This window comes from Streptomyces sp. NPDC048462, from assembly GCF_043200175.1.
Lineage (GTDB): Bacteria > Actinomycetota > Actinomycetes > Streptomycetales > Streptomycetaceae > Streptomyces.
In genome coordinates this window covers 1-13563 of sequence record NZ_JBICXG010000057.1, presented here as the reverse complement: position 1 = coordinate 13563, position 13563 = coordinate 1, and the positions used below count along the sequence as shown (strand labels likewise).

Sequence of the window (13563 nt, the reverse complement as noted above, 5' to 3'; positions counted from 1 at the left end):
GGCGGCCAGCACCAGCCGGCCGTCCACCGCCCGCGGCAGCGGCACCGCCGCCAGGGCCCGCCGCAGCCGGGCCACATCGACCCGGCCTGCGGACAAGGCATCGTAGAGCCCGCCGTGCCCACGACGGTGTTCACCGACCAGCGACAGTTCCACCAGCGACCGGACCGGACCATCCGCGCACAACACCGCGTCCGCGAGTTCGAACAGCGCATCCGCCCGCCTGGTCAGACAGGAATAGAACTCACCCCGGAAGCGTGACAGTCCCGCCAACAGATCCTGCCGGACAACATGATGCGACAGACTCATCCCCACGGCCTTCGTGCTGAGCTTGTGTGTTCCTTGGTCGGATCACATGCTCAGCCGAAGGCCGCCTGCACGTAAGGCAGTTACCAATCCGAGTGATCAAGTACGAGGACTCGTTCGGTCTCCGTGGTTAAAGATCAAGCTAGCCCACCGGGCTGAAGCTTGCGACCCACGGGGCCCCCTGAACTGCACCGGGGGCCTGCGGTATCCGCTGGTGACATCGCTCGCTTCCAGCGGCAGGGGTCAGCGGATCACGCCTTCGCTGCCGAGCACCTCGGCAGGTTGCCCATCGCGTCGGCCCGCGACGACAATTCGCGTCCCCCGGACTGCCCGCCGGTCCGCCGGTCCGCCGGTCCGCCGGTCCGCCGGTCCGCCGGTCCGCCCGCAACGATCGGCCCGCTCCGCGACTACGTGCTCCCGCAGCAGCGCATCGTCGTCTGCCCCAAACAGGACGTCGGATACGGCTTCGGCATGCTGGACGCCCACGCCGGCCCCTCGGTCCTCCAGGTCCCGGACCTGGAGGACCGCCTCTGGGCGGCCCAGCTCGTCGACCAGCACACGGAGGCGTTCGAACGCCCCGGCTCCCGTACGCCGGCAAGCCCGGCCACTGCCTGATCACCCCTCAGGACCGGCCCGGTGAAGTGCTGCCGGAGACCGGCGAGGCCTTCCCCCTCGACACCCGCACCGACTTGGTGGGGCCCCGGCTGTTCAAGGAAGACACCGCCGGGGACCGCGCCGCAGGACGGCCGGCGCCGAGCGCATCAGCATGCGCCCACCCGACGGCTACGACGGCAGGTCCAACCAAGGCCTGACCCGGGATCCGGACGGTTCCCTGAACACCGGAATCCACCGGAATCCGTCGCTCCGCCATGGCGGGCGGCCTGTCCGGGGGTTTGCCAAAGCGTTATCCGTACACCTCTTGAGTCACTCCGGGACGTGCCGCACAGTCATGTATGCGCTTACGGAATGCGCATACATGATGTGTCGGAGGAGCCGCATGACCCGCACCGCCAGGACCGTCCGGTCCGCCGTCACCGCTGCCACGCTGGTGACGACGCTCGCTCTGACCGGCTGCGGAGGCAGCGGTTCCGATCAGGCGAAGGCCGACGCGAAGCAGACCCTCACCGTGTGGGCCATGGGCGAGGAGGGCAACCGGATCCAGACGGTCGCCAAGGAGTTCACCGCGAAGCACCCCAACATCACCGTCAAGGTGACGCCCGTCGGCTGGGACGTCGTACACCAGAAACTGCTGTCCGCCGCTGCGGCCGGGACGCTGCCGGACATGGCCCAGATGGGCTCCACGATGATGGGCGAGTTCATCGAACTCGGCTCGCTTGAGCCGGTGGACACCAAGGTCTTCGACGAGAACGACTTCTTCCCCGCCACCTGGAAGGGCAATGTGGTGGACGGCACCGCCTACGGCGTCCCCTGGTACGCCGACACGCGGGCCCTCTACTACCGCACCGACCTCGCCGAGAAGGCGGGCATCGACAAGGCGCCTGCCACCTGGAAGGACATGCGGGCCCTCGCCGCCGCGTACAAGAACAAGGCCGGGACCGACTGGGGGCTGTCCCTCCAGCCCGGCGGCGCCGGCGCCTGGCAGGGCTGGGCCCCCTTCCTCTTCTCCGCCGGCGGTTCGCTGCTCGGCAAGGACGGCAAACCCGCCCTGGACTCCCCCGAGTCGGTGAAGGCACTGACCGAGTTCCAGCACTACTTCGACGCGGGGCTCGCCAAGAAGAACTTCGTGCCCGGCCAGGACGTCGTGAAGGACTTCGCCGCCGACCGGATGCCGATGTTCGTGTCCGGCCCCTGGATCGTGCAGAACCTCGCGGAGCAGCAGCCCCAGCTGAAGGGCAAGTGGAAGGTCGCGCCGGTCCCGGCCGGCGAGAGCTCCAGCTCCTGGGTGGGCGGCGCCTCGCTGGTGACCTTCAAGGACAGCGGACACAAGGCGGCGGCCCAGGAGTTCACCAAGTTCCTGACCACGCCCGCGATGCAGGCCCACTGGTACGAGACCTCCAAGGCGCTCCCCGCCAGCAAGGCCGCCTGGGACCTGCCCGCCCTGAAGAACGGCGGTGACTCGCTGGCCGTCTTCAAGGAGTCGCTCGCCACCGCGAAGGACATCCCGCCGCTTTCGAAGTGGGAGGAGTTCGCCGCACAGATGGACAGCGCACTGGAGAAGGTCTCGGCGGGGGCAGACCCTGCCGAGACGGCCGCGAAGCTCCAGAAGGACACTGAGGGCCTGGTGGACTGAGCACGACAACGACACATGCGCCAGGTTCACGTGTCCGGTCCATGTGCCTGGTTTACGTGTCCGGTTCGTATGCCCGGTTCACATGTCCGGGCAGGTCGTCAGAGCCGGAAGATGCCGTATCCGAAACCGTCCGCGTGGATGCGGCCGCCGCGCACCGTGACTCCCATGGCCTCCACCGGGGTCGCGGTGTCTGCCGGAGCGGTCGTCTCGGCAGGTTCGCTGCGGGGGTTGATCACCACCAGGTAGCGGCCGCCGCGCACGTGGACCAGCGGGTAGCCGGCGTGCAGGACCTCCGTGCTCCCCGCCGTGCCGAGCTCCGGGGTCTCCTTGCGCAGCGCGATGAGGCGCCGGACCAGGTGCAGCAGCGATCCGGTGTCGGCGCGCTGCCCGGCGACGGTGGGGCGGTCCGGGTCGGGGTCGACGGGCAGGTAGAGAGCTTCGGCGGGGGCGGTGGAGAAGCCCGCGTTGGGCGAGTCGTCCCACTGCATGGGGGTGCGGGAGCCGGCCCGGTTGTAGCGGGGGCCGAGCCGGCTGCCCTCGCGCTCGGGCAGCCCCGGTACGTACCGCATGCCGATCTCGTCACCGTAGTAGATCGCCGGCAGCGTCGGCCAGGTGAGCTGGAACGCGAATGCGGCCGGGAGCTGTTCGGCGGTACGCGGCCCGCAGGCGAGCCGGGAGAAGTCGTGGTTGGCGGTCGGCAGGGAGACGAGTCCGGCATCACCGATGATCTCCGTCGCCCGGCGCCAGCCGTCCAGGAAGGTCTGCGGGGAACCCCGCCCCCCGGCGTCGAAGTAGGGAGCGCGCGGCTCCCACTGTTCGCTGACGGTGCCCTCGAAGTTGTTCCACAGGGAGCGCAGCAGCAGGCCGTCGTTCTCGGCTCCGAACTGCAGGAAGAAGTCCGCGTGGAATCCGGCCGGTACGGAGACCGCCGGGTCGCCCCACTCCGACAGCAGCGCCGCGTGGGGGTGCTCGGCGTCGAGGCGGGCGCGCAGCTCGCGCCAGAGCTTGACCGTCTCGGCGTGGCCCGGGTCGTCCTTGACGAGCGAGGCGGCCATGTCCACGCGGAAGCCGGAGAGGCCCAGCGACAGCCAGTGGCCCATGATCTCGTACAGGGCCTCCCGGTTGGCGCGCGGGCCCTCGGCGTCCACGGACTGCCGCCAGGGCTCGGCCGGGTCCGTGCGTGCGTAGCCGAAGTTGAGGGCGGGCTGCGACTCGAAGAAGTTCGGCAGGTAGAAGCCGGGGCGGGTGCCCGGGGATGCGACGAACCCCTCCGGCCGCCGGTCCGGGCCGGCCCAGATGTATCGATGGTCACCGGAATCGTCCGCCGAGGCGGTGAACCAGGGGTGCCGGTCCGAGGTGTGTCCGGCCACCAGGTCGAGGAGCACCCGGATGCCGCGCCGGCCGGCCGCGTCGACCAGCCTGGCGAGGTCGTCGTTGGTGCCGTAGCGCGGGGCAACCGAGAAGTAGTCGCTGACGTCGTACCCCGCGTCGTCGAACGGCGACGCGAAACACGGGTTGAACCAGACGGTGTTGACGCCCAGCCAGGTGAGATGGTCGAGCCTTGCCTCGATTCCGGCGAAGTCGCCGATGCCGTCGCCGTCGGAGTCGGCGAAGCTCTGCGGGTAGATCTGGTAGAGGACGGCGTCGGCCAGCCACTCGAGGGCGGGGCGGGGCGAGGTCATGGGGCGGGAACCTCCGGGACTGCCCGCGCGAGGTGCACGAGCGCTTGGACGGGGAAGTGATCACTGGGGCAACGGCCGTTTTCGGCGTAGGTGTTGACGCTCGCCGAACGGACGCGGGTGCCGCGCGAGGCCAGGATCCAGTCGATCCGGTCGCCGTCCGGGGCGGATGGCCCGTTGTCATGGAACGTGCCGCGGGCCTCCCCGCGCTCCTCGGCGGCGCCCCAGGTGTCGAGCAGGTCCGCCCCGGAGAGCAGGGTGTCGTACGCGACGCCGCGTTCCGCCGGTGCGTTGAAGTCGCCGGTGACCAGGAGGGGGACGTTCGCGGGCCGGCCGGACAGCCACGTGGTGAGCAGCCGGGCGGAGCGCCTGCGGGCGTCTTCGGCGAGGTGGTCGAAGTGGGTGTTGGCGACGCACAGTTCGCCGCCCGCGACCCGGTCGCGGAAGCGGACCCAGGTGACCATGCGGGGGCAGCCGCCGCCCCAGGTGTTGGAGCCGACGACCTTCGGGGTGTCGGAGAGCCAGAAGTGTCCGTGGGCGAGGGGTTCCAGCCGTCGCCGGTCGTGGAACACGGCCATGTACTCGCCGCGGGCGCCACCTTCGCGCCCCTGACCGGTCCAGCCGTAGTCGGGTCCCAGTCCGGCTTCCAGGTCCTTCACCTGAGCGTGGAGTCCCTCCTGCGTGCCGACCAGGTGGGGCCGCTCCCGGCGCAGCAGTTCCACGGCCGCACCGCGTCGCCGGGACCAGGGGTGCGGAGCACCGTCCCAGTCGACCTGCAGGTTGAACGTCATGACCCGCAGTCCGTGTCCGGTGTCCGTCACTGTGCTGCCTTCCGTGCTGTGCCCGTGCCGCGTCCGTGCTGTGCGGCGGGCGGCTTCGCCGCTCTCTGTATGCGCTTACATGATCAGGAAAACGGTATCTGCACCGCCCGTGATGTGGCAAGACCGGGCGGGAAACCAGGTCGCGACCAGAATGGAAGCCGGTGCGGCCCAGCAAGCAGATCGAGGTGCTCGGCACGCTGGACGGCCGTGTCCACGTACAGCACGCCGGTCAGACAGCCATAAAGCACTCGGCAACCGCTCCGGTGATTGATTCCGCCGGGCGGGTCCGGCTTCGACTCCGGAACGGGCGGATGAAGCGCTGGGCGGACACTGCCCGATTCCTGCGGCGGCACAAAGAGGCTCGACCTCTCGGAACGCGGTCCGATCGAGGCGTGAAGCGGCCTGCGGGCTGCCCCGTAACTGGTCGGTGTCATCGGGCGGCGGCGTGCAGGTCCCGGATGTACCAGTCGAAGCGTGTGCCGTCCTTGCCGTGCGTGGGCGTGCTGGGGGTGAACCCTGCCCGCTGAGCGACTGCGGCAGATGCGGGATTCTCCGGCTCGACCTGGATGACCGCCTCCGCCCCGCCCTCACTCGCCGCGTACTGGGACACCAGGAGGACCGCCCGAGTGGCCAGGCCACGCCCCCGCCAGGACGGGTAGAGGCCATAGGCCACATTCACCTGGCCGGGCGCCAGGCCTTCTCCTTCGAACCGAAGATCGATCGTGCCCGCGAGCACCTCGTCGGCGCCCATCCGGATGCCGAACGCGCGGAGTGGCCCGGCGGTGTCCCACTGCTCCCGGCAGTGCCGGAAGTACGCTTCGACGCCCTCCCGCGTGCCGGGACCACCGTTGAGCCAACGAACGAGTGGCTCGTCCTCCCCCGCGAGGTGCGCATCCGCATCGTCCAGTCGCAGGGGGGACAGAGCGATGATCCCGTCGGACAGCTTCACTTCACGCATCTGGTGATTCTTGACGCCGGAGCTGTGCCGCACCATCGGATTCCGCGCGACATCACGCCGAGCGCCGAGCACCGAGCACCGAGCACCGAGCTCCGAGCCACAGGAAATGGCGCATACCGATGGTTCATCGCGCCGGGCGGAATGTAGCGTCGCGATCATGGAATCGCCGATCGGAACCACCACTGACCAGGCGCCGGCGAACCCGGCCGCGACCGATGACATGCTGGCCACTCAGCCGGTCGGCTACTGGAGCGGGCTGGCCCATACGACCGTCACCCGGCGGCTGCGGGACGCCATGGCCAAGATCGACGCCACGCAGCCGCAGTACTGGGTACTCAACCGCGTGAACGGCGGCCCCACGGCGCCGAACCGTGAGGAGGTCGTTGATCAGCTGACGCACCTTGCCGACGGACCGCACGAGATCGCCAGGGCCGTCGACCAGTCGCTCTGCCGCCAATGGCTCCGGATCGATGACGGGCAGCGCCTGCACCTCACGGACGCCGGGGAGGCCGCCAGAGCGCGGCTCCGTGCGCTGGCGACCGAGGTACGCACCGAAGTTCACCAGGGCATCAGCGACGAGGAGTACGTGGCCGCGCTCAAGGTACTGCGCAAGATGGTGGCCAATGTCGAGGGCGACGGGACTTCCGGTATTCCGTTCTGATGTCGCTATCTCGTGCCGCGCTTGCCCGGCGCGGCCCGGAGCACGCGCACGGAGCACCGCCTCCGTCAGACCGGGCGTCCGGCGCCCTGCTGAGGCACGGCGCACGGGCGGAGGGCCATGAGCGAGTCCTGCCAAGTCGCCACCATGGCGAAGGGGAACCGGTCGAGCTCCAGGCAGAGCGCGACGTCATCGGGATGGGCCCCCTGACGCGCCCCCGTCGCCAGCTCGGCGGCGGCTCGTGACTCACCGGCGCGGCCGAGGTAGTCAGCGGCCTCCGTCGCGGCTCCGGTGACCCTCCGGGCGATGTACTGGGCGCAGGCCAGGTCTTCCTCGGCGCGTCCCTCCTCACCAGTGACCACGAAGGTGACACCGGCACACCCGCGGGCCCGCAGAAGACGCGCCGTCGCCTCCGCCACCACGAAGCCGGCGCACAGCACCAGCGAGGCCTCCTTGACCGCGAGCGCGCCGACCGTGCCCGCCGTGGTCTTCTGCACAACTGTCCGCCCAACGAGATCGGCAGACCTCAGCAGGCCCGGTGAGTTGACCATGTCGAACCCGGGAGCCGTCGCACCGTCCTTGAGCGTCACCCAGTCCGGATGGCACGCCTTGAGCGCCAATGCCTCATCCAGCGATTCGGCGAGGACGATCTTCTCAGCCCCTCGTGCGAAGGCCCAGGCAGCCACCGTGAAGGCACGCATGACGTCCACCACGACCGCCACGGACGGAGCTTCGGCCACCTCTGCGATCCCGATGAATCGTGCGTCCATCCGGTCATGATCGCGCATACTCACACTCACCCACAAGCAAGGAACATTTTTTGCGTCATCTCCGTCAATATTTTCGCAATGCGCTCTCACTATTGCCGATGCGTAACCTCGTCGTTACGATCCCCGAAACGGAACCCTGACCCACCGGTATCCCAACTATCCCTGGGATTACTGGAGTTGACCTAGTCGAGGAGTCTCCTGATGGGCGTCACGCGCCGGACATTCATGCAAGCGGTGATCGCGGTCACGGCCGTGGGTGCGGCAGGGGGCACACAGACCGCCCTGGCCGGGGCCGCGGTTGCCGCGGGCAGTCCGCCCGGCGATGTGGTGGGGAAGGTCACCGTCGGCTATCAGGGATGGTTCGCCTGCACCGGGGACGGCGCCCCGATCAACGGCTGGTGGCACTGGACCCAGGACTGGGGCCGGCCGCCGTCCCCGTCGAACACCGGCACCAAGTGCTGGCCCGACATGCGGGAGTACGCGCACAGCTACCCCACGGCCTACGACAACCTCGGCAACGGGCAGCCCGCGGCGCTGTTCTCCTCCTACGACCAGCAGACCGTCGACACCCACTTCCTGTGGATGCGGCAGTACGGCATCGACACGGCCGCCCTGCAGCGCTTCAACCCGACCGGCGGCGAGGGTCCGACCCGAGACGCGATGGCCGTCAAGGTGCGGTCCGCAGCCGAGTCGCACGACGTGAACTTCTACGTGATGTACGACGTCACCGGCTGGACCGGCATGCGGTCGGAGATCAAGGCCGACTGGACGGACAAGATGAAGGCGCACACGGCCTCACCCCGGTACGCCACCCAGAACGGGAAGCCGGTGGTATGCATCTGGGGCTTCGGCTTCAACGACGAGAACCACCCGTTCTCCACCGAGGCCTGCCTGGACGTCATCAACTGGTTCAAGGAGCAGGGCTGTTACGTCATCGGCGGGGTACCGCGCGAATGGCGTACGGGCGGCGCGGGAACGCGCACCGGGTACGCGGACGTCTACCACGCCTTCCACATGATCTCCCCCTGGATGGTCGGCGCGATCGGTAACGCGGGAGACTCCGACAACGCCTACTCCACCTACACGGTCGGCGACGAGGCGGACTGCACCGCGCACGGCATCGACTACCAGCCGTGCGTGCTGCCCGGCGACGTGTCAGGGCGCCAGCGCGCGCACGGCGACTTCATGTGGCGGCAGTTCTACAACATGTGCCGGGCCGGAGTGCAGGGCATCTACATCTCGATGTTCGACGAGTACAACGAGGGCAACCAGATCGCGAAGACCGCCGAGACCCAGGCCTCGGTGCCGACGGGATCGGGATTCCTGGCATTGGACGAGGACGGCACCGCCTGCTCCTCCGACTACTACCTGAGACTGACCGGCGACGGCGGCCGGATGCTCAAGGGCGAGATCGGCCTCACCGCCGTCCGCCCCACCCCTGCGAAGGTCCAAGGCGGAGCCGACACCACCGCTCCCACCGCCCCGACGAAGCTGCGGGTCACCGACCGCACCAGCAACTCGGTATCACTGGCCTGGGACGCGTCGACGGACAACGTCGGTGTCACCGGCTACCGCGTGCTGCGGGTGAACGGCCGGACGAGCACCCAGGTGGGCACCGCGACCGGCACGTCGTTCAGCGTCACCGGCCTCGCCCCGGCCACGGACTACGTCTTCCACGTGGTCGCGCTCGACGCGGCCGGCGGCGTCTCGCTCCCGTCGAATCAGGTCACCGCCACGACCGGAACGGCCGACAGCGCCACCGACCTCGCCCTGCGCCGGCCGACCACGGAGAGCGGCCACACACAGGGCTACGGCTCCGGCAACGCGGTGGACGATGACCCGAACAGCTACTGGGAGTCCACGAACGGCGCATTCCCCCAGTGGATCCAGGTCGATCTCGGCGCGGCGACCACCGTCCGGCGGATCGTGCTCACCCTGCCGCCGTCCAGCGCCTGGGGCGCCCGCACCCAGACGATCTCGGTCCAGGGCGGCATCGACAGCGGCGTCTCCGGTCAGCTGCTCGCGTCGGCGGGCCACGGATTCGACCCGGCGCACGGCAACACCGCCACCCTCACCCTGCCGTCGGCCTCCCCCGTCCGGTACGTACGGCTGACCTTCAGCGCCAACACCGGCTGGCCTGCCGCCCAGATCTCCGGATTCAAGGTCTACTCGGCCTGAGCCACCGTCAGCAGGGCCCGGAGTACGGCACCCAGCGCATCCAGTGCGCCCAGCGCGGTCCTCAACCGGCCGCTGTCCGCTCCGCGTCACGGGAGAAGGCGTAAGCGGCGAAGTCGGCGACCGGGACGTATCCGATGCGCCGGTAGAGGGCGGTGCTGGTGGGGTTGGCCGGGTCCGCGAACAGGACGACGTCTGTCGCGCCCTCGGCCAACGCCGCCCTGCTCACCTCGGCTGTCAGGGCACCCGCGTAGCCCCGGCCCCTCAGATGGGCCGGGGTGTAGACCGGGTCCACCCGGATCATGCCGGCCATCATCGAGGTGACGGCTGCCATGGAGACGGGGGCACCGTCCGGGGTCTCCCAGAACGTGAAGCGTCTGCCGGCGAAGCGCGAGCCCGCCCAGGATCCGGCGTCCACGACGAGGACTTCTCCCACACTGGCGGCGAACTCGGCGCACAGACGGATGAGTTGATCACGGTCATGCGCGCCGACGAGCCGCCCCCGGCCCTGCGGGGGTGGCTCGGGCGGGGTCAGCGTGCCGAGCCGGTGGAGACAGGCCCGCCAGCCGGGCACCGACTCTGCGCCGGTACGCCGCTGCCACGCGCCGGCGAACGCCGTGACGGTGTCGAGGTCCGCGAGCACACCGGTGAGCGACTGCCCGACGGCGACCAGCTGAGCGGCGAGGCTGTCGGCCTGCTCAGGGAGGAGGGGCGTGAGCGTCAGCCGCTGGGACGGCGGGCGATAACACGCCGCACGCACCTCGCCCGCTGCCTCGAACAGGCCGAAGACCGTGCCATCGGCTCCGTAGCCGCCGGCCCTGCGGGGACCCGGTTCGCGGGTACGTCGTTCACGGGTACGCAGTTCCTCGATCACCGTCAACTGCGTGTTGTGGAGAGCGGGACGGGAGCGCAGGAAGTCTCCGGCACGGGCAAGGAAGTCGTCGAGGTCCTCGGTGAGGTGCCAGCCGTCCGGGCGCATGCTTCATGTTGCCAGAAGCGTCCGGACCGGCCGGCCCGGATCCCGCGTGGAGTGGCCGAGGCCCCTCGCCGTCCTGCCGGCCGCGACCACGGGCCGTGCAGCCCCTGCGGGCTGTCCCGTAGTCCCTGGTGGATCAGCGCACGGCGTCAGATGCGGTGCATCGCAAGGCGGAGGATCTCCGCATACTGGATGTATTCGGGCCTTTCGACAACGGAGGCGGTCCCCCGCGCCGTTGAGGCTACGGGGGAGAGGCGCCGTAGCTGTCGTCGTGCGCCCGCCAGGGATTACGGCATAGCCCTTAGCATCGGATCCCATGATCGTATGGCTCAACGGAACCCACGGCGCGGGCAAGACGACGACCAGCGCACTCGTACAGCGGCTGATCCCGGATTCACGGGTGTTCGACGCCGAGAAGGTCGGCGAGACGCTCATGGACATCACGCCGCGACTCCCCGAGACGGACAACTTCCAGCATTGGCCACCGTGGCGGCCGCTCGTGGTCGAGACCGCCCGCCGAGTGCTCGACTACGCCGGCGGCACCCTGGTGATGCCCATGACCGTCCTGGTCGAGTCGTACTGGCGCGAGATCAGCACGGGTCTCGCCGACCACGGCATTCCGGTGCGGCACTTCGTCCTCCACGCCGATCAGGAAACCCTTCGCGGCCGCATCGAGGGCGACACCCTGCTCGGCCCCTCCCCCTTCCGCCTCAAGTACCTCGAGCCCTATGCCGAGGCGGCCCGCACATGGCTCCACGGCGAGGCCGAGGTCGTCGACACCACGCGGCTCACGCCCGCCCAGGCCGCCCAGCGGATCGCGGAGGCCGTCAACGGCTGAGGCGGTAGCGGACCGCAGCAGGGGTGGGGTCCGCTCGGCAGATCCCTCTGTCGACGCCAGTGGACCGGCCACCCCTGCTGCCACATCGTCCGCTCCACGCCACCGGGCACCGGCCCCGTTCGTCGGTCTCGGCCGACTGGGCTCCGTGCTGGTTGGCATCCGGCATCCGGCGGGGAACCTCGCGGACAGGGCCGTGGATCAGGACGACACTTCGCATCGAGGCCGAGCGTACGGCTAACGATGAACGGGTGACACCACCAGGCGCCATCGTGACCCGCACTTACCCATATAGGCCCTGAGCTGCACAGATACCTGCCGAGGCGATAGCCAGCACTCCACCCCACCTCATACGCGGCGCCTACCTGCTTGCCTATGGCGCCACATTGGCGCCATAGTGGAGTCATGGACCTGACGCCGTATGTCGAAACACTCCACAGGGAACTGGCGGTGGCCGCCGAAGCCGGAGGTGACGAAGCACGCGAACTGGCCGAGCGGCTGACCGCGCCGCTGGAATCGGCCACGCGTCTGACCCTGCTCAATGTGCTGTCCGCCGCCATGGACGAGATCACCCGCGAACTCGCCCCCGGCTCGGTCGACGTACGGCTTCGCGGCCTCGACCCCGACTTCGTGGTGGTGCTGCCGCAGCGCGCCGAGTCGACCGAGCCGCTCGATGCACCGGCCCCCGCCCCGGCCGCAGCGGACACGGACGAGGGCGGCACCGCCCGCGTCAACCTGCGCCTGCCCGCCCACCTCAAGACCCGGGCCGAGGAAGCGGCGGGCAGTGAGGGCCTGTCGGTCAACGCGTGGCTCGTACGTGTCGTGTCCGGCGCGGTCGACACGGCCGGAGCCGGCGCCCCGCGTACCCCGGGGAAAACGAGGTCCGTCAGCCAGAGCTTCACGGGCTGGGTGCGCTAGGGCCTGTCGCCGAACTGCCGTCTGCCGCGCGGCGCCACGCACGCACTCTCGGCGCACCGACACCACGCCCCGCCTGCGGGGATGCCACGAACACCCAAGACGAGCCAAGAGGACGGGACAGCCATGCCTTCTTTCGACACGCCCGAACCGATCTCGGTCGACGCCCATGTGTACGCCGGTTCCATCCAGTTCGCCGCGACCGACCGCCTCGACACGGTCGTCGAGGTACGGCCACGCGACCCGCAGAAGGACCAGGACACGAGGGCAGCCGACCAGACCGAGGTGACGTACACGAGTGGCGTCCTGGCCATCAGGACCCCGAAGCCGCGTTACCTCGTCGGGCGCACCGGCACCGTCGATGTCACGGTCGAGTTGCCCACCGGCTCGGGCGTCGAACTCACCGGTGCCTGGCTCCAGGTGCTCGGCGAGGGACGACTCGGCGAGGTCCGCGTGAAGACCTCGTCCGGTGACGTCCGCCTGGACACGACCGGCCCGCTCCGGCTGACCGCTTCGCACGGCTCGATCACCGTCGACCGGGTCGAGGGCACAGCCGAGATCACCACCAGTTCCGGCAGCCTGCGCGTCGGCCTCATCGACGGGCCCGGCGTCCTGAAGAACTCGCACGGCACCACAACGGTCGGCGCCGCGACCGGCGACCTGCGAGTACGGGCCGCCCATGGCGACGTCGACATCGCCCGCGCCGAGGCCTCCGTCGCCGCCACCACCGCCCACGGCACCCTGCGTGTCGCTGATGTCGCCCGGGGCACCGTGCATCTGGAGACCTCCTACGGCGCCATCGAGGTCGGCATCCGCGAGGGCACGGCCGCCTGGCTCGACGCCAGTTCCGGATCCGGGCAGGTGCGCAACACGCTCACCTCGTCCGAGGCGCCGGGGAAGGCCGAGGACACCGTCGAGGTCCGCGCACGGACCCGCATCGGCAACATCGACGTGCTCCGCGCCAAGGCCTGAGCGTCGGACCCGCCAGCTCCCCGCCACCCCGCTCCCCCCTCCCCCGCTTTCTCCGCCCGTCAACTCGCCGGTCACCTCACTCCTCCAAGGAGAGCCTCATGCCTTCACCTGTCATGCCCACGCCCAAACGCCGCCGCGGCCAGGATCTGCCCGCCGCCATTGAGGCGCGTGGGTTGTGCAAGTCGTACGGGGACAAGGTGGTCCTGGACGGGATCGATCTGGTGGTTCCGGCGGGGACGGTCTTCGCGTT

The 13563-nt window shown here is 69.7% G+C and carries 13 protein-coding genes and 1 pseudogene; 8 read left to right on the top strand and 6 right to left on the bottom strand.

The window, feature by feature from the left end; translation table 11 throughout:
- A partial coding sequence (locus ACGFU6_RS39010) for a transposase (RefSeq protein ID WP_393617341.1) occupies nt 1-306 on the bottom strand: 306 nt, incomplete at its 3' end.
- Between the two features lie 279 nt (nt 307-585).
- Here ACGFU6_RS39010 and ACGFU6_RS39005 point away from each other — a divergent pair.
- Together ACGFU6_RS39005 and ACGFU6_RS39000 are read left to right on the top strand one after the other, a co-directional pair.
- A complete protein-coding gene (locus ACGFU6_RS39005) occupies nt 586-918 on the top strand; it encodes a DUF1254 domain-containing protein (protein ID WP_393617340.1) in 333 nt (110 codons plus the stop codon).
- Nucleotides 919-1300: 382 nt separating this feature from the next.
- A complete protein-coding gene (locus tag ACGFU6_RS39000) occupies nt 1301-2554 on the top strand; it encodes a sugar ABC transporter substrate-binding protein (protein ID WP_393617339.1) in 1254 nt (417 codons plus the stop codon).
- 98 nt (nt 2555-2652) lie between these two features.
- Here ACGFU6_RS39000 and ACGFU6_RS38995 read toward each other — a convergent pair whose 3' ends face one another.
- The 3 genes from ACGFU6_RS38995 to ACGFU6_RS38985 all read right to left on the bottom strand — a co-directional run bounded on the left by ACGFU6_RS38995 (nt 2653) and on the right by ACGFU6_RS38985 (nt 6012).
- Nucleotides 2653-4236: an alpha-amylase family glycosyl hydrolase gene (locus ACGFU6_RS38995; protein WP_393617338.1), complete on the bottom strand. Its 1584-nt coding sequence runs from the start codon at nt 4234-4236 to the stop codon at nt 2653-2655.
- On the bottom strand, nt 4233-5024 hold the full coding sequence (locus tag ACGFU6_RS38990) for an endonuclease/exonuclease/phosphatase family protein (protein WP_393617336.1): 792 nt from the start codon (nt 5022-5024) through the stop codon (nt 4233-4235). Before ACGFU6_RS38990 ends, ACGFU6_RS38995 begins: the two co-directional genes overlap by 4 nt.
- A gap of 460 nt (nt 5025-5484) precedes the next feature.
- Complete coding sequence (locus ACGFU6_RS38985; protein WP_393617335.1) at nt 5485-6012, bottom strand: GNAT family N-acetyltransferase; 528 nt, start codon at nt 6010-6012, stop codon at nt 5485-5487.
- Between the two features lie 157 nt (nt 6013-6169).
- On the opposite strand from ACGFU6_RS38985, the gene ACGFU6_RS38980 reads away from it, so the two are divergent.
- Nucleotides 6170-6673 (top strand): MarR family transcriptional regulator, encoded by a 504-nt coding sequence (locus ACGFU6_RS38980; protein WP_393617333.1) that lies wholly within the window; start codon nt 6170-6172, stop codon nt 6671-6673.
- 65 nt (nt 6674-6738) lie between these two features.
- On the opposite strand, the gene ACGFU6_RS38975 is transcribed toward ACGFU6_RS38980, so the two are convergent.
- Nucleotides 6739-7440, bottom strand: a complete 702-nt coding sequence (locus ACGFU6_RS38975) for a 2-phosphosulfolactate phosphatase (RefSeq protein WP_393617332.1) — start codon at nt 7438-7440, stop codon at nt 6739-6741.
- Nucleotides 7441-7641: 201 nt separating this feature from the next.
- Between ACGFU6_RS38975 and ACGFU6_RS38970 the strand changes: the two genes are divergently transcribed.
- A complete protein-coding gene (locus ACGFU6_RS38970; protein ID WP_393617330.1) occupies nt 7642-9618 on the top strand; it encodes a discoidin domain-containing protein in 1977 nt (658 codons plus the stop codon).
- Nucleotides 9619-9679: 61 nt separating this feature from the next.
- Here ACGFU6_RS38970 and ACGFU6_RS38965 read toward each other — a convergent pair whose 3' ends face one another.
- The gene (locus tag ACGFU6_RS38965) at nt 9680-10594 is read right to left on the bottom strand and encodes a GNAT family N-acetyltransferase (protein ID WP_393617329.1); all 915 of its coding nucleotides are present in this window, start codon (nt 10592-10594) and stop codon (nt 9680-9682) included.
- Between the two features lie 313 nt (nt 10595-10907).
- Here ACGFU6_RS38965 and ACGFU6_RS38960 point away from each other — a divergent pair, with 313 nt between their 5' ends.
- The 4 genes and pseudogenes from ACGFU6_RS38960 to ACGFU6_RS38945 all read left to right on the top strand — a co-directional run.
- Nucleotides 10908-11429, top strand: coding sequence for an AAA family ATPase (locus ACGFU6_RS38960; protein WP_393617327.1), 522 nt, complete (start codon nt 10908-10910; stop codon nt 11427-11429).
- Nucleotides 11430-11831: 402 nt separating this feature from the next.
- Nucleotides 11832-12344: a hypothetical protein gene (locus tag ACGFU6_RS38955; protein ID WP_393617325.1), complete on the top strand. Its 513-nt coding sequence runs from the start codon at nt 11832-11834 to the stop codon at nt 12342-12344.
- Between the two features lie 123 nt (nt 12345-12467).
- Nucleotides 12468-13313 (top strand): DUF4097 domain-containing protein, encoded by an 846-nt coding sequence (locus ACGFU6_RS38950; RefSeq protein WP_393617323.1) that lies wholly within the window; start codon nt 12468-12470, stop codon nt 13311-13313.
- A 98-nt stretch (nt 13314-13411) separates the two neighbouring features.
- Nucleotides 13412-13563: pseudogene (locus tag ACGFU6_RS38945) on the top strand (ABC transporter); the annotation flags it as partial.